General features: G+C 68.9%; 15 protein-coding genes. 12 read left to right on the top strand and 3 right to left on the bottom strand.

Features of this window, described 5'->3' with window-relative positions; genetic code table 11:
* Positions 1 to 34: 34 nt before the first annotated feature.
* The gene (locus ACGFRF_RS31460) at positions 35 to 544 is read right to left on the bottom strand and encodes a hypothetical protein (RefSeq protein WP_393745752.1); all 510 of its coding nucleotides are present in this window, start codon (positions 542 to 544) and stop codon (positions 35 to 37) included.
* Between the two features lie 624 nt (positions 545 to 1168).
* On the opposite strand from ACGFRF_RS31460, the gene ACGFRF_RS31465 reads away from it, so the two are divergent.
* From ACGFRF_RS31465 to ACGFRF_RS31500, 8 genes are all read left to right on the top strand, one after another.
* The gene (locus ACGFRF_RS31465) at positions 1169 to 1597 is read left to right on the top strand and encodes a hypothetical protein (protein WP_393745754.1); all 429 of its coding nucleotides are present in this window, start codon (positions 1169 to 1171) and stop codon (positions 1595 to 1597) included.
* Between the two features lie 2 nt (positions 1598 to 1599).
* The gene (locus ACGFRF_RS31470) at positions 1600 to 3378 is read left to right on the top strand and encodes a hypothetical protein (protein WP_393745756.1); all 1779 of its coding nucleotides are present in this window, start codon (positions 1600 to 1602) and stop codon (positions 3376 to 3378) included.
* Between the two features lie 91 nt (positions 3379 to 3469).
* Complete coding sequence (locus tag ACGFRF_RS31475; protein WP_393745758.1) at positions 3470 to 4699, top strand: S8 family serine peptidase; 1230 nt, start codon at positions 3470 to 3472, stop codon at positions 4697 to 4699.
* 132 nt (positions 4700 to 4831) lie between these two features.
* Complete coding sequence (locus ACGFRF_RS31480) at positions 4832 to 5182, top strand: WXG100 family type VII secretion target (protein ID WP_393745760.1); 351 nt, start codon at positions 4832 to 4834, stop codon at positions 5180 to 5182.
* Between the two features lie 77 nt (positions 5183 to 5259).
* Positions 5260 to 5559 (top strand): WXG100 family type VII secretion target, encoded by a 300-nt coding sequence (locus tag ACGFRF_RS31485; RefSeq protein WP_393745762.1) that lies wholly within the window; start codon positions 5260 to 5262, stop codon positions 5557 to 5559.
* A gap of 116 nt (positions 5560 to 5675) precedes the next feature.
* Entirely contained in the window at positions 5676 to 6662 is a 987-nt protein-coding gene (locus ACGFRF_RS31490; protein WP_393745764.1) for a serine/threonine protein kinase, read from the top strand.
* A gap of 10 nt (positions 6663 to 6672) precedes the next feature.
* Positions 6673 to 8886 (top strand): PQQ-binding-like beta-propeller repeat protein, encoded by a 2214-nt coding sequence (locus ACGFRF_RS31495; RefSeq protein WP_393745766.1) that lies wholly within the window; start codon positions 6673 to 6675, stop codon positions 8884 to 8886.
* Between the two features lie 39 nt (positions 8887 to 8925).
* Complete coding sequence (locus tag ACGFRF_RS31500) at positions 8926 to 11010, top strand: protein kinase (protein ID WP_393745768.1); 2085 nt, start codon at positions 8926 to 8928, stop codon at positions 11008 to 11010.
* A gap of 372 nt (positions 11011 to 11382) precedes the next feature.
* On the opposite strand, the gene eccCa is transcribed toward ACGFRF_RS31500, so the two are convergent.
* Positions 11383 to 15357 (bottom strand): type VII secretion protein EccCa, encoded by a 3975-nt coding sequence (gene eccCa / locus ACGFRF_RS31505; RefSeq protein ID WP_393745770.1) that lies wholly within the window; start codon positions 15355 to 15357, stop codon positions 11383 to 11385.
* Positions 15358 to 15694: 337 nt separating this feature from the next.
* Between eccCa and eccD the strand changes: the two genes are divergently transcribed.
* Positions 15695 to 17203, top strand: coding sequence for a type VII secretion integral membrane protein EccD (gene eccD / locus ACGFRF_RS31510; RefSeq protein WP_393745799.1), 1509 nt, complete (start codon positions 15695 to 15697; stop codon positions 17201 to 17203).
* A 79-nt stretch (positions 17204 to 17282) separates the two neighbouring features.
* On the opposite strand, the gene ACGFRF_RS31515 is transcribed toward eccD, so the two are convergent.
* A complete protein-coding gene (locus ACGFRF_RS31515) occupies positions 17283 to 17576 on the bottom strand; it encodes a DUF397 domain-containing protein (protein ID WP_393745772.1) in 294 nt (97 codons plus the stop codon).
* 267 nt (positions 17577 to 17843) lie between these two features.
* Here ACGFRF_RS31515 and rpsO point away from each other — a divergent pair, with 267 nt between their 5' ends.
* The 3 genes from rpsO (at position 17844) to ACGFRF_RS31530 (ending at position 22038) form a co-directional block, all read left to right on the top strand.
* Positions 17844 to 18131, top strand: coding sequence for a 30S ribosomal protein S15 (rpsO, locus tag ACGFRF_RS31520; RefSeq protein ID WP_003997419.1), 288 nt, complete (start codon positions 17844 to 17846; stop codon positions 18129 to 18131).
* Between the two features lie 311 nt (positions 18132 to 18442).
* Positions 18443 to 20662 (top strand): polyribonucleotide nucleotidyltransferase, encoded by a 2220-nt coding sequence (locus ACGFRF_RS31525; RefSeq protein WP_393745774.1) that lies wholly within the window; start codon positions 18443 to 18445, stop codon positions 20660 to 20662.
* A complete protein-coding gene (locus ACGFRF_RS31530) occupies positions 20659 to 22038 on the top strand; it encodes a M16 family metallopeptidase (protein ID WP_393745776.1) in 1380 nt (459 codons plus the stop codon). The genes ACGFRF_RS31525 and ACGFRF_RS31530 overlap by 4 nt, the downstream gene beginning before the upstream one ends.
* The last annotated feature ends 17 nt before the right edge of the window (positions 22039 to 22055 follow it).

The following is a 22055-nucleotide window of genomic DNA, read 5'->3' on the forward strand; positions in this document are numbered from 1 at the left end:
TGAAGAGACGGGAGCGGATGGGCGCTCGGTGCCGTTATCCACCGGGCTTCTCTCCCTTTTCCTGCTTGGCGTAGTCGTTCTTCGAACCCGGCTCGCCGACCCGTTCGTCAAAGCCGGCATCCAGTGCGTCAATGCTGCTCATCTGCCGCTGGATGTAGTGCTCGTCGCCGGCATGGACCTTCTTGGTGGTCTGCATGTGGTTCGAGATCTGAGCACAGGCGTCCATGAGCGACTTCAACTGCTCTTCCCAACGGTTGGACACGTGCTGCAGTCCGCTTCCCAGGTCGAAGCCCTGCTTCGAAAGGCTGCTCGCCGCCGAGTCGCTGCTGGCGATACTGACGCGAGCCTTGTCCCATAGTTGGTTGTACAGCTCGTGCGCGCTCTTACCGATCTTGACCAGGTCATCATGGCCGACCTTGAGGTCACCGGTCTTGCTCGGTACCACGTACGGCCCGTAGGTGCCGCCCCCATCGGGCACGCTGTTCAGCTGCATGCCCGTCGGTCCGTGCTTGGCCTTGAGCTCTTCCCACTCATCCCATGCCATTGGGTGACCTCTTCCCCCGCGTGTCCGGTCAACTGCCGTGCGTCCCTCGCGTCGGACTGTCGTTGTCGCTTCGATGGTGTGGCAGCCAATCACGTTAGCAACTTGGGTCATGGAGCGTTCAGGCCCGGTCCGGTGTAGGTGGATTGTCGCGTGCGAAGGTTGGCGGGGAGTCCCATGCGCCGGAAGCGTCGCCCTCAGGGAGGAGACGTCAACATAACGACCGGCATACACCGCCGATCCGAAAGAGACCTTCAGCGGCCAGGCAACTCAGTTGGCCTCGCGTAGTGTTGCGAGCGGGATGTCATCCCTCGGGCGTAGAGATTTGGTGGAGGCTTGAGCCTACGGTGCGCCGCCGACGTGTGCCGCGTTCATGACGGGCTGACGACGCATGACAGAGGCTGCGTGCACCCTTCGCTGCAAACCGGCAAGTCGGGCAAAACGCGTTGCCAGGGCCGTACTCGTAACCGAGTTAAGACACATGCCCGGTTGGCCCAGTTGGGCAGGTTGACTAGAGTGGTAAACGCGTTGTCAGGCGCGGCTCGCTTTGCGATCGTGCGGTGAGCGAGTGGTCGGCCCTCGATCCGGTCGGGCCGATGGATGTACGGGGAAACGGGGAGGAGCGTCGTGCTTCCGGCAGACATGGTTGGGGGCGTGTCGGCGGCGAACCTGGAGGCCAGCGGGGACGCGCTGAAGAAGTTCGTGACGCGGGTCGACGGGGTCCTGAGGGATCTTGAGAAGTCGCCGGGTGCTCCGACGCGGCTTCAGGATCAGTCGATCGGCCAGGGGTCACTCAGCAGCGCGGCCGGAACCTTTCACGAAGCCGACGCCCTGCACAAGACGTTCAACGCGGTCCACGAGAGGCTCACCAGCCTCTCCAGGACCCTGCACCTGCAGATCGAGGCGATCGGTATCGCGGTTCTGGGTGCCAAGGGAACCTTCGACAACCTCGAAGAGGAACAGCGACGGCGGTTCTGGGAGATCCAGGCGGAGATCGACGTAATCAACTCGAAGGGTGACAAGCACGTCGGCGGCGGAGAGACGGGGACGTTCTGACGATGGGCGAGAACCAGCACAAGGCGGACCTGGATCGGGTCTCCCAGCAGAACAACTTCGCGGACCTCGCCCGGGGCGCCGCAGAACACCCCCACGGGGGCGGCTTCCTTAGAGAAACCATCAATGGCGTGGTCCGCCAGGCGGCAAAGGGCACCCCGTACTCCGAGGCCATGGTCAGCCGTACGGAATTCGACGACTATGACCTGAACGCCATGCTCGACTTGGTCGAGAAGACGAACCCGGAGGACCTGGAGTCCTCTGGCCGGGCCCTCTGGGACGCGCGCGACGCCATCAAGGGGGCGGCTGATGAGCTCAAGGGGCAGTTCGAGACAGTCCCTTGGGTCGGCAAAGCGGGTGATGACTTCCGTAAGTGGGGCGTCGGGCTCGTTTCGAGCACGTACGACCTGAGTGCGTTCGCGGGAGGGGCGGGTGACCAGATCACGGCCGCTGCCGTGGGACTGGCGTCTGTTCGCAAAGCCATGCCAGCCCGTGACACCCAGGCGAACCGGAAGCGACCCGAGCACTTCACGCCGGCTGAAAAGGCGGCCAACAAGGAAGAGTACGCCGCTGCCGTAAAGGTGGAGAAGGACCGCCAAGAGGCGATCAACCAGATGAATCGGTTGGCGTCGTACTACGCGGTGTCGAGGGAACAGCTGCAGGTCTTGGACGAGAAGGCTCCCACGTTCAAGGAAATGCCGAAAGTGGGTGTGCCCCGGCCCACCACGTACGGACAACGGCCTGGTGCCCAAGGGGCCGTCTCACACGGGACCGGCGGGGCTGCGTCGACGGCGGTCGGCACTCATCACGCGACGATCGGGCCTGCGGGGCACGTGGGTGTGCCCGAAACAGGCGAGACACCAGCACCCACGAGTCACATCCCCGAGCGGATTCCACACCCCGATCTGCCTGTCGGCACGCACATCGACAGCACCGGCACACTGCCTCCACCCACGACGACCGGACCTGGGCCCAGCAGCACCCCGCCGGTCACCGGCACCCCGCCCACGAGTGGCGGCCAGCCCAACATTTTCGAAGGCCCGGTCGGGACTCCGATTCCTAATCGCGCATCGGGACGGGGTCTGAACGGAACAGGTGGGTTCCGTACTCCGCCCTCCGCGCAGGGGCGCCCGGGTACGACCAACCCGGGGCGTGTCACGGGGCAAGGGCCCATGAACCAGATGGGACGCGCGACGTCGACTGGTCAGTCCGCGGCCAAGGGCGCCACTTCAGGATCGAAGCCGTTTCCCATGGGCCGAGGGGTCTCCGGTGGTACGCCCCGGCACGGCGGCACGGCGGCACCACGAGCGAACAGCGGGCCCGCCACTGGCGCCGGCCGGTCCAACGGAGTCGTCGGGGGACGGCCCACGGCCACAGGTGGTGCCTCGTCGAAAAGTGGGGCCAGGGTTCCTCGCGGGACGGTCATCGGTGGTGAGGGAGCGGCCAACTCCAGAGGTACCACTGGCCGGCTCGGCCAGCGTGGAGTCTTCGGAGCGCCCGAGTCCAGGGCGGGGCTCGGATCGAGCGCGAAAGGCTCCCGGCCCGGTGCGGGAACCTCTGAGTCCGTCACGAGCAGGCCGACCGCACGCAACTCCAAGGCGGAAGCGGAACGCAACGGCATGACCCGGGGTGGTTCGGGTCTAATGCGGGGTGCCGGCCACAACGGCAAGCCCGGGGACGAGGAGAGGGCGCAGGGAACGGCGCGCCCCGACTACCTGGTCGAAGACGAAGAGACACACATGCCCGACAAGCCCCGGCGCGATGTTCCGCCGGTGGTCAACTGAGCGCGAGCGAGGACACGGAAAGACGATGAAGTCAGGGATCAGCCGACGAGCCGAGCGGGCTACGTTCCACAGAACGCGCAACGGTAGGCGAATGCGTGCCGTGGGCGCGGTAGTCGGCGCCCTGGCTGCCGTGACCGTGGGCTTTGCCCCGAGTGCCGCCGCGTATGACGCTCAGTCGAAGCAGTGGTACCTGAGCCCGATGCAAGCCGAGCAGATGTGGAAGGTCAGCACGGGCAAGGGCGTCAAAGTCGCGCTGATCGACACGGGAGTGAATCCGAACACGCGGTCGCTGAAGGGACAAGTCCTCGCGGATGAAGTCCCCAAAGCGGTTGCCTATCACGTCACGGACGACTACGCCGGCCACGGAACCAGCATGGCCGAGCTGATCGCCGGTACGGGAGCTGGCGGTGGTCTGAAGGGCCTGGCGCCGGGGGCGAAGATCGTTCCCTATCGGGTCGAGCTCGAAGGCCTCAAGGGGGAGGCCGAAAAGGAGAAGACCCCGGAGCCATGGCAAGCGCTCAGGGCAGCAGCCGACACCGATGCAAAGATCATCAGCATGTCGTTCGGTGGCATGACCACTGAGGAGGACAAGGCGGCGGTCAACTACGCGGCGTCAAAGGGCAAGTTGCTGATCGCGGCAGTAGGTAACAATGCAGGCGAAGGGAAAAGCGGCTTCATCGATTATCCCGCAGGGTTCCCCTATGTGATCGGCGTCTCGTCGGTCGATGAGTCTGGCACCGTGTCAGAGTTCGCATCGCGCGGAGGCTACGTCGACTTGGCGGCTCCGGGTGAGGGGTTCCCCGGTTGGTGTGACGCCAGCTTCCGCTCCTATTGCGATGACCGAGTTGGTACGAGCCCAGCGGCAGCGCTGGCCTCAGCCTCCGCCGCCTTGATCTGGTCTGCACACCCTGACTGGAGCGTGAATCAGGTTGTGCGGTCCCTTGTCGACACAGCTGGGCGCAAATGGCCGAAGGACAAACCGAGTAAGTACCTCGGCTACGGTACGGTTCGCCCTCGCCTGGTACTCAGTAACCCTCACTACAACCCCGGCCCCGCAAACGTAGACCCCCTGGCGAAGGAAAACGCCGGCGACCTCCTCGCGAAGGCCGGATCCTCCCCCTCGCCCTCACCCTCCGCCAGTGCACCAACCCCGTCACAAGCCCCCGAAAAGGGTTCTGGCGGCGCGACTTCAGCGGCAGGATCGACCGCGGAGTCGTCGAAGGACAGCAACACCCTCTGGATCGCGCTCGGCGCCGCCGCCGCGGTCGTTGTGATCGGCGGTGCGAGCGTGGCCGTCATGCGGGCGCGGCGTGCCAGGTGACGTCGTCAGCTCTCTGTAGTCCCGTGTCCTTCGGACAGGGCATGCAGGAGGGGCTCATCGCCGCACAGCACTGAGCAGTGGTGGGCCGAGACAGTTGGACCAAAGGAACAGACAGAGAAAGGGCGGGCTGACATGGCCGGCGGCAAGCAGAAGCTTGAAGATGCATCAGTAGTCCACCTGCAGAAGCAGATGGTCGAGAAGTACGAGGGCATCCAGAAGCGTGTGCACGGGCTTCAGGGCGTGATCGATGGTCTGGAGGGCCAGTGGCACGGTATCGGCCGTGCCGCCTTCGACCGGAAGCAGTACGAGATCAACGAGTCGCTGCGCAACATCGGCAACATCCTCAGCGACGTCATCGAGGCGATGACCGCGACGCGCAACATCAAGGACAACAAGGAAGACGAGGTGCGCGCGGCGGTCAACAAGATCGACCTCCAGGACGGCGCCTCCACGGTTCCGACGTCCGCCCTCAGCTCCTACTGAGTCGAGCGCAACGCAGGACATCCGCCGGGCAGCCGGCACACCACCAGGCATACACCAGCGAGACGAGGTAAACAGGCATGGCCAACAACGCTGAGGGGCTGTCAGTCACTTATGACGGTCTCGACGTCGCGGCGACCAAGATCGGTAACGAGGCGAGCCAGCTCGAGCAGGACCTGCAGGAGCTGCGCAGGCTGGTCGTGAGCAGCCTGCAGTACTGGGAGGGCGAGGCCCAGGGCACCTTCCACGAGAAGCTGAACCGTTGGGACAAGGAAGCGAACGACATCCACCAGGCCCTGACCGGCATCGGTCACGTCGTCGCCCAGTCCGGCGGTACGTACATGGAAGGCGACAAGAAGGCGGCCAGCTACTTCCGGTAGGAACAGGCTCGCAGAAGCAATTCCAGGGTGGGCGCGCGCGGGAGGCGCCCACCCTGTTGTCGGCCCACGGGCGGGTCGCAGTGGATGTTCCCGTGAGGACAAGGACTGGGAATCAAGTGCACCCGACAGGCGAAGGTACCGGCGAAGCACAGAAAGGCCCTGCCTCGCGTCGGATCGGCCCCTACGTCCTGCTCACCGAACTGGACGATCCTCGCAGCCGTATCCCGGTACCGGAGCGGCGCTACATAGCGCGCAGCCACGACGGCGAACACACAGTCCTTCTCGGCGTACCTGTCGCAGGAACGGATCCCCAGCGCTTCATGACCGAGGCTGAGACCTCTCGGTACCTTCTCGGTCCGTTCATGGCACCCGCCGTCACATGCGCGGCTCCCGGGGAACCCGCCTGGCACGCGCGCCCGTATCTGCCCGCGCTCCCTCTGCCCACCGCGCTCGCCGTGCACGGCGGGCCACTTCCCGAGCGGACCGTCCGGGCCCTGGGGGCGGCTCTCGCCGGCGCTCTGGTCATCGTTCACGGGCAGGGGCTGACATACGCCGGCGTCTCTCCGGCGGCCGTGCTTCTCGCCGCCGACGGGCCGCGCCTCACCTGCTTCGGTGCCGTACGGGCGGCGGCTTTCGAGGGCATCGCCCGTTCCGGTCTGCCGGGCCTGGAGCCGGGCAGTCTGCCACCCGAACAGGCGGCCGGTGGGCTTCCGCGTCCGCTGGGAGATGTGTACGCGCTCGGGGCGACCCTCGCGTACGCCGCCACAGGCCACACGACTCCCGAGAGCGACGAACTCCCGTCCGGACTCCGTACGATCATCAGGCGGTGTCTGTCGCGGGACCCGGGGGCTCGCCCGCAACTGGCGGAGTTGCTGGATGCGTTCGCCCCCGCCGCGGCACGTGGTCCCTCGGTGTCCGCTACTGAGCGTCCCGCCACGGCGGCGCAGGAGCCGATCGATGCCGGGGTGGCGACCACGACCGCCGCGCTGCTGGGTCCGGGCTGGCTGCCGAGTCGCGTGATCGCCGCCATCGCCCACCAGTCGGCCGCCGTACTCTCCGCCGAGATCTCGCGCGCCCACGTGTCCGTTTCCCGCCAGGACTGACGAGCCCCCTATGCCTACTCCGCTCACTCACGACGACCCGCACGCGTTCGGGCCGTACCGCCCGATCGTCCGCCTCGGCAGCGGCGGCATGGGCACGGTCTACCTGGCGCGCTCCGGTGGTGGACGGACCGTCGCGGTGAAGACGATGCACGCCGCCATCGCCTCGGACCCCACCGCCCGCACCCGGTTCCGCCTGGAGGCCGATGCGGCCCGCGTCATCGGAGGGCGGCACGGCGCCCAGGTCGTGGAGGCTGACACACAGGCCCAGACACCGTGGATCGCCACCGAATACGTCCTCGGTCCGCCTTTGGATGAGGCGGTCCAAGTGGCTGGGCCGCTCCCTGAGACGACGGTACGCGCCCTGGGAGCCGCTCTGTGCGCGGCGCTCGGTCAACTGCACGGCTCCGACGTGGTCCATCGTGACCTCAAGCCGTCCAACATCCTGATCACCGCCTATGGGCCGAAGGTCATCGACTTCGGTATCGCTCGCGCGATCGGCGACGACCGTCTCACCGGGCTCGGTGCCGCGGTCGGCACCCCGGCCTTCATGTCGCCCGAGCAGGCGAGTGGAGAGGACCACACGTGGGCCGGCGACGTGTTCGCGCTCGCCGGAGTGCTCGTCTTCGCCGCCACCGGCCGTGCTCCGTTCGGCCAGGGGCAGGCGGCGGATCTTCTCTACCGGGTCCGCTATGGAGAACCGGACCTGAGCGACGTACCCGTCGCCCTGGTGCCGATTCTCGGCCGCTGCCTGGACAAGAACCCTTTCCGTCGCCCGACCACAACCGAACTGGCCGCCGAACTGCACGACGGGTCCGGTGAGTTCGCGGAGCACCTGCCGGACACGGTGCTTCAGGAGATCGGCCGCCGTGCCACCGAGGTCTGGCAGATCACACCCCAGCGACGTACCGCACCGCTCGCACAGCACGCGGAACCGCCGACCGCAGCACCGGCCCGGCCGATGTCCCGTCGTCGGCTGCTGCTGGCCGGAAGCGGACTGGCCGTCGGCGCGGCGGCCGTCGGTGCTGGGGCCTGGGCATGGAGCCGGGGTTCAGGGCCGGAGCCCGATCCGCCCGTGGTGGGTCCCAGCAACAGCCTGCTGCCGAAGAAGAAGCTCGACTCGATCTGGCAGATCCAGGTCGCCGATCCTCCGTACGGCACTGAGCCGCCCGCGCAGCCGCTCGCCGTGGGAAACCTGGTCGCTGTGGTGGCCGGCACGGGGCTGGGCGGGATCGACGCGGTCTCGGGCAACGTCCAGTGGACGTCCGACCAGATGGAGATCCACTGGCAGGTCGCGACCGACGGCGAGCGGCTCGTTCGTATGGTGGCGGCCGACGGGTCCGAGAACAACGCGGGAAAGCCCGGTGGGTTTCCGCTCCTCCTCTCGTCCGTCGACATCGACAACGGAGTGACCGCCGAGCCGTTCGCCCGGTTCACCGACTTCAACGGCGTCATCACCCAGAACCAGGTGCTGTGTACGGCCGACGGCATCGTGTACGCGGCGGCAGGCCAGGGGAAGTACGACACCTACTTCCTGGCGTCACAGTCCTGGTCCGTTTTCGCGGTCGACATCGGCACGGGGAAGAAGCTGTGGCAGAAGCCGCTGCCCTCGCGACCGAATCGATCGGACCGCCTGCACTTCCTCACGGCCCGGGTCACCGGCCACAACCTGGTGGCTCTGCGGGAGACGAATGACGGCAAGGTCCGCATCGTCGTCCGCGACACCCGTACGGGAGCCGTACGCTGGGAACGACCCTTCGACGGCGTCGCGCCGAACCGCGTTCGACCCCCGCTGGCCACGGATGCCGAGAACCTGTACCTGGGCACCGGCCGGTTGCAGGCCCTTCGGCTGAGCGACGGCGCTCAGGTGTGGGACTCCAGGACCGAGCGCTCCGGACGCACCTACGGCCCGCCCACGGTCCGGGGCGGTGTGGTCTACGCCGTCGAGAAGGGCCTCGGCCTCGTCGCCTTCGACTCCCGCAGCGGACGGGTGCTGTGGGAGGAGAAGGGGGGCCGGGGAGCGACAGCGGATGTGTCCGCAGCACCGGTGATCGGCACCGCGTACGCGTACAGCAAGCGTTCCTCCGCGCTCTGGGCCATCGATCTCTCGTCGCACACGCCCACCGCCTCCTACAAGACCACCGGCGACCGCTTCATCGCCCACGAGAAGGCCAGGACCACCATCGCGCTGGGCGGCAAGTTCCTCGCGGCCTTCCCCCTCAAGTGAGCCACCGTCCTCCGTGCAGACAAGAGAAGGCAGTCAGCGATGAAACCCCTGGATGTCGGTGACCCCGTCCGGCTCGGGCCGTACCGCCTCCGTGGTGTGCTGGGCGAAGGCGGCATGGGCAAGGTGTACGTCGGCGAGGACGGTGCGGGCACCGTCGCCGCCATCAAGGTGCTCCGCCCGGAGCTCGCACACGACGAGAATCTCGCCCAGCGCTTCGTACGTGAGGCGCTCGCGGCGCAGTCGGTGCGCAGCCCGGGCGTGGCGGCGGTTCTGGGCGCCCAGACCGAGGGCGGGCGCCCCTGGATCGCCACCGAGTTTCTCGCTGGACCGACCCTGGACCAGGCGGTCGACAAGCACGGGCCGCTCGACGAGGCGGGTGTACGCGCCTTGGCCGCGTCGATCGCGCGGACCCTGACTGACATCCACGCCGTGGGTTTCGTCCACCGTGACCTCAAAACCCAGAACATCGTGCTCACGTCGACCGGGCCACGGGTCATCGACTTCGGCATCGCCCGCCCCGAACACGGCCTGACCCTCACCACGACCGGCCAGATTCCGGTCACGCCGGGGTATGGCGCTCCCGAGCAGGTGCTCGGACGGCGAGTGACGCCCGCCGCCGACGTGTTCTCCCTGGGTGCCGTCCTCGTCTACGCGGCCACCGGCCGACGTGCGTTCGAGGGCGCGCATGTGGCCGCCGTGCAGTACGAGGTCGTTCACGGTGAGCCGCGCTGGGACGGTCTGTCCCCTCAACTGCACGCGCTGATCGCCCCCTGTCTGGCCAAGGACGGTGCGTCACGGCCCAGCCCGGGGCAGATCGTCCCGGCGTTCGCCCCGCCGAAGAACAGCGCCCGCGTGTGGCGACGCGGCCCGGTCGCGGAGGAGATCAAGGAGCGGGAGCGTCAGCTGCAGCAGCTCACCGCGCCGACCATGACGGACACGGCGACGACCGTGACGAGACGGCGCCTTCTCACGGGCCTCGCCGCCGGTGGCACGGTGCTTGCCGCGGGCGGCGGTACCACCGGGTGGTGGCTGCTCCGGCAGGGCAAGGCGGAGCGGAGAACCGACCCCTTCGCGATCCCGCCTGCCGCGCAGACGCCCAAGGCCCGTCTGCTGTCCCCGGACGACGGTGACTACATCGTCGGAGGGTCCCCGAAAGCGTTGTGGCGCGCCGATGTCGGAGTCGATTCCGATTCCCCCGCTCCGCTGCCCGTGAGAGACGTCGTCGTGGTGGGGGTCTACGGCGGTATCGGCGCCTTCAACGTGGTCGACGGCAAGCAGCGGTGGCAGGCGCAGGACCTGCTGTCCGGCCACTACCTGTCGCTCTCCGACCGCTTGGTCGTAGCTCTGGACACCGACGGGGTGCTCCGCACGTACGTCGCCTCCACGGGCGAGCCCAAGTGGACCGCGGACGCCGACGCGGCGGCTCTCGTGGCCGCGGACGACAAGGCCGTCTACGTCATGACGAAGGACCACCGGCTGCGCAGCGTGGGCCGCTCGGACGCCCGCATCCGATGGACGGTACGGATCCCGCCGGAACACCGCGGGAAGATCTCCCCGAAGGCTGCCGTCGGCAGCGGACGCCTGGTGCTCCCGACGGTCGACGGTCACGTACTGGCTGTGGCGACACGTGATGGCCATGTGGTGTGGCAGCGGCTCAACCAGGCGAAGGAGGCCTCGATCCGTCCTGTCGCACAGAACGGAGTGGTGTACCTCAACGGCAGGACGCTGACCGCGTGCAGGATCACCGACGGCACGGTGATCTGGTCCCGCGGGACCAGGGACATGTACAAGGCCCCCGCGGAGTGGGGCCCGGTCAGCGCCCATGGCGACTCCGTCTACGCGGTCGGCGGGATGTTTCCCGAACGCCACGGCACCGGTGACGGCAGCGAAACCTGGACTTCCCGGAGCGACGGCAGCAGCGACAGCCCCGTCCTCGTTCAGGGCAACGGCGTGTGGATGATCGACCACTCCTACAAGACAGAGGTGAACGCCGTGAACGTGGCGGACGGTTATCCGGGCTGGACCTACGAACTGCCCGAAGCCGAACACCATGGGATCGCGGTCGACGGCAACAGGGCCTTCGTCAGGAACGACGCCTTGCTCTGCGCGCTACCGGTCTTCTGAGCCACTAGGCCACGGTCCCGTCCATCCCGGCTCACGTGATCAGGTGCACTGCTGGGACGTGGACACCGCATTGGTGAACGTGTGCCCCACTGCCGCCGAGTCGGAGACGATGTGCCTCGACTTCCTTCTCGGCGCGGCCGGACGCAAGACCGTAGGTGCCGTAGGCGACGTTCCTCAGGGTGGTCCCCGACTCCCACTGCTCGATGACGCTGGTGACGGCGACCCGTCCGTCGACCGTCAGCCGGCACCGGGTGCCGAACGGCGGCAGCACCGATCCCCTTCACGTGGACGAAGCCCCGCTTCGGCCCCGCATCCCCCGCCCGACGAGCCATGGGGTAGCAGGGAGCGGGTCGATGCCGAAGCCACCTGTCGTCAGCTCGCCCCCTCCGGCACCAACCCCACCTGCACCATCGGCTTCCCCCGCTTGCGCGACACGAAGATTCCCCGCCCCGCAGGCATCGGCCGCGGCCGTACGCCGCCCAGCAGGTCGCCCTCGGCCGGATCACCCGCAAGGACGACACCCTGCGCGCCGAGTTCCTTGATGCGCTGCATGAAGGTCTCGTAGCCGGCGCGCCCCGCGCCCGCCGTGGAGCGCGCGATGATGAAGCGGACGCCGACGTCGCGGGCGAAGGGCAGCAGTTCCGTCAGACCCGCCAGCGGGTTGCCGCTCGACGTGGACACGAGGTCGTAGTCGTCGATGACGACGTACACCGTGGGGCCCCGCCACCAGCTGCGGTTGCGCAGCTGCTCCGGGGTCACGTCGGCCGTCGGTGTGCGGCGCTGCATCAGGTCCGCCAGCGCGTCCATGTGGTGCTGCATCTGGTTCGACATGGGGATGTACTCCGCCAGGTGGGACGGCGGGGTCACCCCGAGCAGCGAGCGCCGGTTGTCGACGACGAACAGCTTGCAGCTGTTGCCGTCGTAGCGCTCGGTGAGGCGCTTGATGAGCAGCCTCAGCAGATTCGACTTGCCGGACTCGCTCTCACCGAACACCAGGAAGAACGGGTCCTGTTCGAAGTCCACGAACACCGGCTCGAGGTTGTCCTCGTCGAGGGCGAAGGAGATCCCCCGGTTCGGGAATCGGTCGCCCGGCGGGAGCTGGGCCGCCGGGAACTCGCGGGGCAGCAGGCGTACCTCCGGCGCCCCGGGCTCCTGCCAGTGGCGGGTGACCTCGGCCGCGAGGGCGGTCGTCGCCTCCGCGAGGTCCGTGTCGGACGACAGGCCGTCGATGCGGGGGACCGCCGCCATGAAGTGCTGCTTCTGCGGGGTCTGGCCGCGTCCCGGCACACCGGTGGGGACGTTGGCGGCGACCTTGCGGTCGAACTCGGAGTCCATGGGGTCACCCAGCCGCAACTCGAGGCGGTTCATCAGGTGGTCCTTGAGGTTCGCCCGGACCTCCATCGAGCGCGAGGCCGTGAGGACGAGGTGGATGCCGTAGCCCAGGCCGCGCGCGGCGATGTCCAGCACCAGAGGCTCCAGGGCCTCGTAGTCCGTGCGGAAGTTGCCCCAGCCGTCGATGACCAGGAAGACATCGCCCCAGGGCTGGTCGGTCACCGAGATGTCGCCGCGCGCGCGGCGGGAGCGGAACTCCGCGATGGAGGAGATGCCCGAGGAGCGGAAGTACTCCTCGCGGCGGGTCATGACGCCGTACACCTCGGCCGCCGTACGCCGGACCTTCTCCGGATCCAGACGTGAGGCGACGCCGCCCACGTGCGGCAGGCCGGCCACCGCGGCCAGACCGCCACCACCGAAGTCCAGCCCGTAGAACTGCACTTCGTGCGGGGTGTGGGTCAGTGCGAACGACGCGATGATCGAGCGCACCAGCGTCGACTTGCCGGACTGCGGGCCGCCGATGATCTGCATATGGCCGGCCGCGCCGCCGAAGTCGACCCACAGCGGGTCGCGGCGCTGCTCGTAGGGCTTGTCGACGAGGCCGACCGGGATGACGAGCCGGCCGGCGCCCTCGTAGCCCGGTTGGGTCATACCGCGGCCGGGCACCGGGGCGAGCCCCGGCAGCAGCACGTCCAGCGACGGCGGGCTGTCCAGCGGGGGCAGCCACACCTGGTGGGCGGCCGGGCCCTGCGCCTCCAGGCGCCGCACGATCACGTCGAGCACGGTGTCGGCCAGCGCGTCGTCCTGCCGCTCTTCGGGCTCCTCCTGGCGCTGCTGGGGGATCGGCGCGTACTGCACCGGGACCTCGGCCGCCGTGAAGAGGACCGGCCTGCGGTCCACGGGCAGCGGGCCGCCGAGCGCCGCTGCCTGCTGCGAACTCGTGCGGTACACCCCGGAGACGTACGCCGCCTTGAAACGCACCATCTCGTCCGTGCCGAACTTCAGGAAACCCGAACCCGGCACGTTCGGCAGCTCGTAGGCGTCCGGGACGCCGAGCGCGGCGCGCGACTCGGCCGCCGAGAACGTCCGCAGACCGATGCGGTACGACAGATAGGTCTCCAGGCCCCTCAGGCGGCCTTCTTCGAGCCGCTGCGAGGCCAGCAGCAGATGCACGCCCAGGGAACGGCCGATACGGCCGATCTGCACGAACATCTCGATGAAGTCCGGCTTCGCGGTCAGCAGTTCGCTGAACTCGTCGATGACCAGGACGAGGGACGGGATCGGCTGCAGCGGCGCGCCCGCCGCGCGTGCCTTCTCGTAGTCGTGGATGTTGGCGTAGTTGCCCGCGTCGCGGAGCATCTCCTGGCGGCGGTTCAGCTCACCGCGGATCGAGTCACCCATGCGGTCGACGAGGGTGAGGTCGTCCGCGAGGTTGGTGATCACCGCTGCCACGTGCGGCAGCTGGGCCATGCCCGCGAACGTCGCGCCACCCTTGAAGTCCGCGAGGACGAAGTTCAGCGTCTCGGAGGAGTGGGTCACGGCCAGACCGAGAACCAGCGTGCGCAGCAGCTCCGACTTGCCGGAACCGGTCGCACCGACGCACAGGCCGTGCGGGCCCATGCCCTCCTGGGCCGCCTCCTTGAGGTCGAGCATCACGGGCCGGCCGTCCTCGCCGAGACCGATCGGCACGCGCAGCCGCTCCGACTGAGAGCGCGGCCGCCACGTCCGCTTCGGATCGACCGAGGCCGCGTCGCCCAGGTTCAGCAGGTCCGTGAACTCCAGGTTCGCGAGCAGCGGTTCGTCGTCGTCCCCGCCCGACGCCATGCGCAGCGGCGCCAGTTGCCGGGCGAGTGCCTCCGCGGCCTCGTACGACAGGACGTCGGGCGTCCCCTCGTAGACCATGCCGTGCGCCGACTCCAGGCGCAGTTCCTTGGGCCGCACGACGACGGAGAGGTCGCCGCGACCGCTGGTGAGGTCACCGGGTACGACCTCCAGGACCGTGACACCCTGCAGGCCCTCGGGGCCGGCCAGCAACGACGTGGGCGGCAGGGAGATGCCGTCGAGCACGACCACCAGGTGCGGCTGCTCGGGAACCGGTGGTCCGCCGGGGTGGAAGCGCGGCCGGCCCTGCAGGCGGGGGGTGAGCCGGTCCTCCAGCTCCATCGGGTCGGTGGTGATCAGGCGGATGCTGCCGGCGCCGTCGGCGAGGCCCGGAGCCTGCGCGTGCGGCAGCCACTTGGCCCACTCCCACTCGGGCGCCGACTCCCGTCCGGTGACGACGGCGATGACCAGGTCCTCGGGGGAGTGCAGCGAGGCGAGGGAGGCGGTGACGGCGCGGGCGGTGCCGCGCACGGTGCCCGGCTCCCCACTGATCGTCACGTGGTAGAACGCGCTCAGCGAGATCGCCATCGGCAGGTCTTCGAGGGTGCTGTGCGTGGCCAGGAAGCGCTGCATGGCGCCCGCGGTGAGGGGCTCCAACTCGTCGACCGGGGCGGTCTGCGGGGGGACCAGGGGAGTGGCCAGGGCCTGCGGGCCGAGACCCACGCGCACCTGTCCGAAGTCCTCGTCGGCGGTGCGCCGTTCCCATACCCGGCTGCCCTCGGCGACCAGCGCCCACAGTTGCTCCGGCGAAGGGTGCAGGTAGTACTGGCCGTCGCGCTGGGCCCTCGCGGTCTCCAGGGCGGCGCGCCGAGTCTGCGACAGGTAGCGGAGGTAGTCACGGCGCAGGTCGGCCATCTGCCCCTGGTTGCCGCGGCGGTAGCGGATGAGCATCGAGATGCCCATGGCGACCGTCGAGGCCACCATCACCATGCCCATGATCTTCATGAAGGGCTGGGCCTGGGGATTGAAGAAGAACACCACGGAGCCGCCCATGCCGAGCATGGGCAGGAGCTGCATCAGAGCGCCTTCCTGCTGTCCGCGCGGGAGCTCCGGCGGAGCTTGCAGTACCACCTCGTCCGTGGGCACTTCCTTCGGCAGTGCCCGCGGTGGGCGCTTGACGACGATGTGGCTCACTACGCACCAATTCCCTTGCCGGACCGAGATGTTTCGTCCGCCGCCCCGTGTCAGGCGGACGTCGACCGCGAAGCGCGATCCTACTGACACCCACTGACATCGGTGGGCGGTAGGGTGCCGGTGAGACGCGTGAACAGTTGCGAATCGTTCTGGGAAAAGCCGGGCATTCCGCAACGGTTCGAAGCCGGTGCCTCCCCGCGAACCCCGGATGCGGCCGCTCGGCCGACCGGCGGAGCGCATGGCGCTGCACAACCTACACAGGATTTTTACGGGCGGAAGGGTGCGCGGCGGCACCGCAGGCCGCCCCACTGTCGACGAGGGGGAACAGCAGGTGAGCATGACGGCCTCCGCGCCGGCCGGCGCGACCGGTGGACCGGGCACCGGAGCCCCTTCCGGGGCGGGCATGGGATTCGGCTTCTGCCGGGTCACCATCGTGGCGCCCGACAGCCGCATCGACGTGGCCCTGCCCGACGACGTACCCGTCGCCGACCTGTACCCGGAGATCCTGCGGCTGTCGCAGCAGGGTCCCGCCGAGGGCGCGCCGGTCGGCTACCACCTCGTACGGCGGGACGGCACCGTCCTCGACGGCGCCAGGTCCTTCACCGCGCAGCGCATCCTCGACGGCGAGTTGCTCACCCTGCGCCCGTTCGCCGAGTCGCTGCCGCCCGCCGTCCTCGACGACGTCTCCGAGGCGGTGGCCTCCGCCGTCACCCGCGACAACACCCTGTGGAGCGGCGACCTCACCCGGGCCGCCGGTCTCGTCGCCGGCGGCATCCTGCCCGCGCTGCTCGCGTTCGTCGCCTGGAGCTCCCAGATCCGTCACGACATGCACAGCCTGCAGGGCGTGATCGCGGGTGTCACCGGCATCCTGCTGATCACCATCGCATGTGTACGCGCACGCGTGTACGACGACCGGGGCTCCGCGGTCGCGCTCGGACTCGGCGCCCTGCCGAACGTCGCCGTGGCCGGTTCGGGACTGCTGCCGCTCTCCGACGGCCAGGGCATCGGACGGCTCCAGTTCCTGCTCGCCTGCACGGCGGTCCTCGTCGCCTCCGTGGTGCTCACCCTGGTGTCGCCGGGCGGCGACGGACCCTTCGTGGCGTTCGTCTTCGCCTCCGCCGTCGGTCTGATCACCACCTTCATCGCGATCCTCACCGAGCTGAAGCCCATCGAGACGGCCGCCGTCTGCGCCCCGCTGTCCGTCGTGGCGCTGGCCTTCCTGCCGGGCCTGTCCATGCGCTTCGCCCGGCTGCCCATCGGCTTCGAACCGCCCAACCCCTCCCGCGGCGGCTACGAGAGCGGCGAGCCCGCCCCGCAGGAGCCCGTGGACGTCGAGCGTGTGGCCGACCAGGCCCGGCGCGGCCATGAGCTGCTCGTCGGCCTCGTCGGGGGCTGTGCCCTCGTCGCCGTGGGCGCGTCGATCGTCCTCGGTTTCTCCAGCAACACCTGGGCCCAGCTCCTGGCCCTCGCGACGGGCGTGGCGATGCTGATGCGGGCGCACCTGTTCCGTTACACCGCGCAGGTCGGCGCCACCTTGGCCGCGGGCCTCGCCGCGATCGTCTTCCTCGGCCTCGGGCTCGCCCTGAACCCGCCCCGGAACTACCTGATCGACGCCTTCCAGGGCGACACCACCGCCCTCGACATCCGCAGCGTCTGGCTCGCCGCGGCGGTCGGCGCGGCCACCGCGCTCGTCACCGCGATCGCCCTCATCACTCCGCGGCGCGGCGTCACCCCCTTCTGGGGTCGCTTCCTGGAGATCGCCGAGAGCTTCGTCCTGCTCACGCTGATCCCGCTGGCGCTGGCGGTGTTCGATGTGTACGCGCGGGCGCGGGCGATGACCAGCTAGGGGATCCCGCAAGGGCCGCCAGGGCCCTCGACTCGACGAAGGGCGGCACGCACGCGTGCCGCCCTTCGTCGCGTTCCGCTCACTCCGCCGCCGGCCCCCCGCTGTGCGGCATGGGCGTCAGATCGAACTCCCCGTCCCGCGCACCCAGGACGAACGCGCGCCACTCCGCCTCGGTGTAGCGCAGCACGGTGTCGGGGTCGAGGGAGGAACGCATCGCCACGGCACCCCCGGGCAGGTAGGCGATCTCGACCCGCTCCTCGTGCTCTTCCGTACCCGGCGCGCTCTGCCACTCCACGCCGGAGATGTCGAGCGCGTACAGCTCGTCCCGCTCCCGTTCCTTGCGCGCCTTGAGTTCCTCTTCCGTCTCCGCCATGCCGCAGCGACCCCTTCCCGACGTGCGTACGATCAGCAGGCTCACCCTAGTGGCCGCCTCCCCCGGGCCCGTGGCGTTCCGGAACACCGGCGAAAGCGCCCGCCACCGCCTGGTACCCTGGTCGACGGCCGTTTGTGTACGCGCCCCCCGGAGCCCAGCGCTCTGGAGGCCGCGCCCAGCGGATCCCCGCCTCTCGAGTAACGGAAGCTCCCCTGAGATGAAGACCAGGGGCACTCGGTGGCCACTCACAGACCATGAGGAGTACGCGTGTCGCTCGACGCCGCTACGAAGAAGCAGATCATCGCCGAGTTCGGTACCAAGGAGGGTGACACCGGCTCCCCCGAGGTCCAGGTCGCTCTGCTCTCCCGTCGGATCTCCGACCTGACGGAGCACCTCAAGACCCACAAGCACGACCACCACTCCCGCCGTGGCCTGCTGATCCTCGTCGGTCAGCGCCGTCGCCTGCTGCAGTACCTGGCGAAGAAGGACATCCAGCGCTTCCGTGCGCTGGTCGACCGCCTCGGCATCCGCCGTGGTGCGGCGGGCGCCAAGTAAGACGCCGTGAAGGGAGCGGTTCCCGAGACGATCGGGGGCCGCTCCCTTTGCCGTACGTACGGAAACGTGCGGAGTGTCACACCCGCTTTGTAGTGTGGTAGCACAACGCCATACGCAGGGCACAGAACACGTACGACTGAGAACGAGGAGAAGCGCGCCTCGCCGCCGCCGGTCCTCGGTAGTGGCCCCCGGGGGGAAGCGAGCCCCGGGTGCTTCGATCGAAGACCGGCCCGCACCAGACGGAGCGCTTCTCCGCAACCGTCCCCCTGCCACACGGGCAACCGAGGGACGAAGACGAGGAGAAAACACTAGTGGAGAACGAGACCCACTACGCCGAGGCCGTCATCGACAACGGCGCCTTCGGCACCCGTACGATCCGCTTCGAGACGGGCCGCCTGGCCAAGCAGGCCGCCGGCTCCGCCGTGGCGTACCTGGACGACGACACCATGGTGCTGTCGGCCACCACCGCCTCCAAGAATCCCAAGGACCAGCTCGACTTCTTCCCGCTGACGGTCGACGTCGAGGAGCGCATGTACGCGGCCGGGAAGATCCCCGGATCCTTCTTCCGCCGTGAGGGCCGCCCCTCCGAGGACGCGATCCTCACCTGCCGCCTCATCGACCGCCCGCTGCGCCCGTCCTTCAAGAAGGGCCTGCGCAACGAGATCCAGGTCGTCGCCACGATCATGGCGCTCAACCCCGACCACCTGTACGACGTCGTCGCGATCAACGCCGCGTCCGCGTCCACGCAGCTGGCCGGCCTGCCCTTCTCCGGCCCGATCGGCGGCGTCCGCGTCGCGCTGATCCGCGGTCAGTGGGTCGCCTTCCCGACGCACACCGAGCTCGAGGACGCCGTCTTCGACATGGTGGTCGCCGGGCGCGTCCTGGAGGACGGCGACGTCGCGATCATGATGGTCGAGGCCGAGGCCACCGAGAAGACCATCAAGCTGGTCGAGGGCGGCGCCGAGGCGCCGACCGAGGAGGTCGTGGCCGCCGGTCTCGACGCCGCGAAGCCCTTCATCAAGGTCCTGTGCCGCGCCCAGGCCGACCTCGCCGCCAAGGCCGCCAAGCCGACCGCCGAGTTCCCGATCTTCCTGGACTACCAGGACGACGTCCTCGAGGCGCTGACGGCCGCCGTCCGCCCCGAGCTGGCCCAGGCGCTGACCATCGCCGGCAAGCAGGAGCGCGAGGCCGAGCTGGACCGCGTCAAGGCGCTCGCCGCCGAGAAGCTCCTGCCGGAGTTCGAGGGCCGCGAGAAGGAGATCTCCGCCGCCTACCGCTCGCTCACCAAGCAGCTGGTCCGCGAGCGCGTGATCAAGGAGAAGAAGCGCATCGACGGCCGCGGTGTCACCGACATCCGCACCCTGGCCGCCGAGGTCGAGGCCATCCCGCGGGTGCACGGTTCCGCCGTGTTCGAGCGTGGCGAGACCCAGATCCTGGGCGTCACCACCCTCAACATGCTCCGCATGGAGCAGCAGCTGGACACCCTCTCCCCGGTGACCCGCAAGCGCTACATGCACAACTACAACTTCCCGCCGTACTCCACCGGTGAGACCGGCCGCGTCGGCTCGCCGAAGCGCCGCGAGATCGGCCACGGCGCCCTCGCCGAGCGCGCCCTGGTGCCGGTCCTGCCGACCCGCGAGGAGTTCCCCTACGCGATCCGCCAGGTGTCCGAGGCGCTCAGCTCGAACGGCTCGACGTCCATGGGCTCGGTCTGCGCCTCCACCATGTCGCTGCTGAACGCCGGTGTGCCGCTGAAGGCCCCGGTCGCCGGTATCGCCATGGGCCTGATCTCCCAGGAGATCGAGGGCGAGACGCACTACGTCACCCTCACCGACATCCTCGGTGCGGAGGACGCCTTCGGTGACATGGACTTCAAGGTCGCCGGCACGAAGGACTTCGTGACCGCCCTCCAGCTGGACACCAAGCTGGACGGCATCCCGGCCTCCGTCCTGGCCGCGGCCCTCAAGCAGGCCCGCGACGCCCGCCTGCACATCCTCGACGTGATGATGGAGGCCATCGACCGGCCCGACGAGATGAGCCCGCACGCCCCGCGGATCATCACCGTCAAGATCCCGGTCGACAAGATCGGTGAGGTCATCGGCCCCAAGGGCAAGATGATCAACCAGATCCAGGAGGACACCGGCGCCGAGATCACCATCGAGGACGACGGCACGATCTACATCGGCGCCGCCGACGGCCCCTCCGCCGAGGCCGCCCGCGCCACGATCAACGGCATCGCCAACCCGACGATGCCCGAGGTCGGCGAGCGCTACCTCGGTACGGTCGTCAAGACGACCACCTTCGGTGCGTTCGTCTCCCTGCTGCCCGGCAAGGACGGTCTGCTGCACATCTCGCAGATCCGCAAGCTCGCCGGCGGCAAGCGCGTGGAGAACGTCGAGGACGTCCTCGGTGTGGGCCAGAAGGTCCAGGTCGAGATCGCCGAGATCGACTCCCGCGGCAAGCTCTCCCTCGTTCCGGTGATCGAGGGCGAGGAAGGCGACGAGACGCAGAAGGACGACGCCGACCAGTGACGTCCCGTAGCTCCAAGGCGACGGCCCGCACCTCTTCGGAGGCGCGGGCCGTCGCCCGTACCCAAACCCTCATCCAGGGGACCAACGGCATCGGCACGGTCCGCAAGACCACCCTCCCCGGCGGCCTGCGCATCGTCACCGAGACCCTGCCCTCGGTCCGCTCGGCGACCTTCGGCATCTGGGCGCACGTCGGCTCCCGCGACGAGACCCCCGCCCTGAACGGCGCCACGCACTACCTGGAGCACCTGCTCTTCAAGGGCACCTCGAGGCGCAGCGCGCTGGACATCTCCGCCGCCCTCGACGCGGTCGGTGGCGAGATGAACGCGTTCACGGCGAAGGAGTACACGTGCTACTACGCGCGCGTGCTCGACACCGACCTGCCGCTCGCCATCGACGTCGTCTGCGACATGCTGACCGGCTCGCTCATCCTCGAAGAGGACGTCAATGTCGAGCGCGGCGCGATCCTCGAAGAGATCGCTATGACCGAGGACGACCCGGGCGACTGCGTGCACGACCTGTTCGCGCACACCATGTTCGGCGACAACGCCCTCGGCCGCCCGGTCCTCGGCACCGTCGACACGGTCAACGCCCTCACCGCCGACCGCATCCGCCGCTTCTACAAGAAGCACTACGACCCGACGCACCTCGTGGTCGCCTGCGCCGGCAACATCGACCACAACAAGGTCGTACGTCAGGTCCGCGCGGCGTTCGAGAAGGCGGGCGCCTTCAAGAACCTCGACGCGCCGCCCGTCGCCCCGCGCGACGGCCGCCGGACGATCCGCACGGCCGGCCAGGTCGAGCTGCTCGCCCGCAAGACCGAGCAGGCGCACGTCGTCCTCGGCATGCCGGGTCTCGCCCGCACGGACGACCGCCGCTGGGCCATGGGCGTGCTCAACACCGCCCTCGGCGGCGGCATGTCCTCCCGCCTCTTCCAGGAGGTCCGGGAGAAGCGCGGCCTCGCCTACAGCGTGTACTCGTACACCTCCGGCTTCGCCGACTGCGGTCTGTTCGGCGTGTACGCCGGCTGCCGGCCGAGCCAGGTGCACGACGTGCTGAAGATCTGCCGGGACGAACTCGACCACGTCGCGGTCAACGGCCTCTCGGACGACGAGATAAGCCGCGCCGTCGGCCAGCTCCAGGGCTCCACCGTCCTCGGACTCGAGGACACCGGCGCGCTGATGAACCGTATCGGCAAGAGTGAGCTGTGCTGGGGCGAGCAGATGTCCGTGGACGACATGCTGGCCCGGATAGCGGCGGTCACCCCGGACGAGGTCCGCTCGGTCGCCCGCGACATCCTGGGGCAGCGCCCGTCGCTGTCGGTCATCGGCCCGCTGAAGGACAAACAGGCCGCGCGGCTGCACGATGCTGTCGCCTGAACCCCTCCGTTCGTCGG

The organism is Streptomyces sp. NPDC048521 (genome assembly GCF_043199855.1).
Taxonomy (GTDB): domain Bacteria; phylum Actinomycetota; class Actinomycetes; order Streptomycetales; family Streptomycetaceae; genus Streptomyces.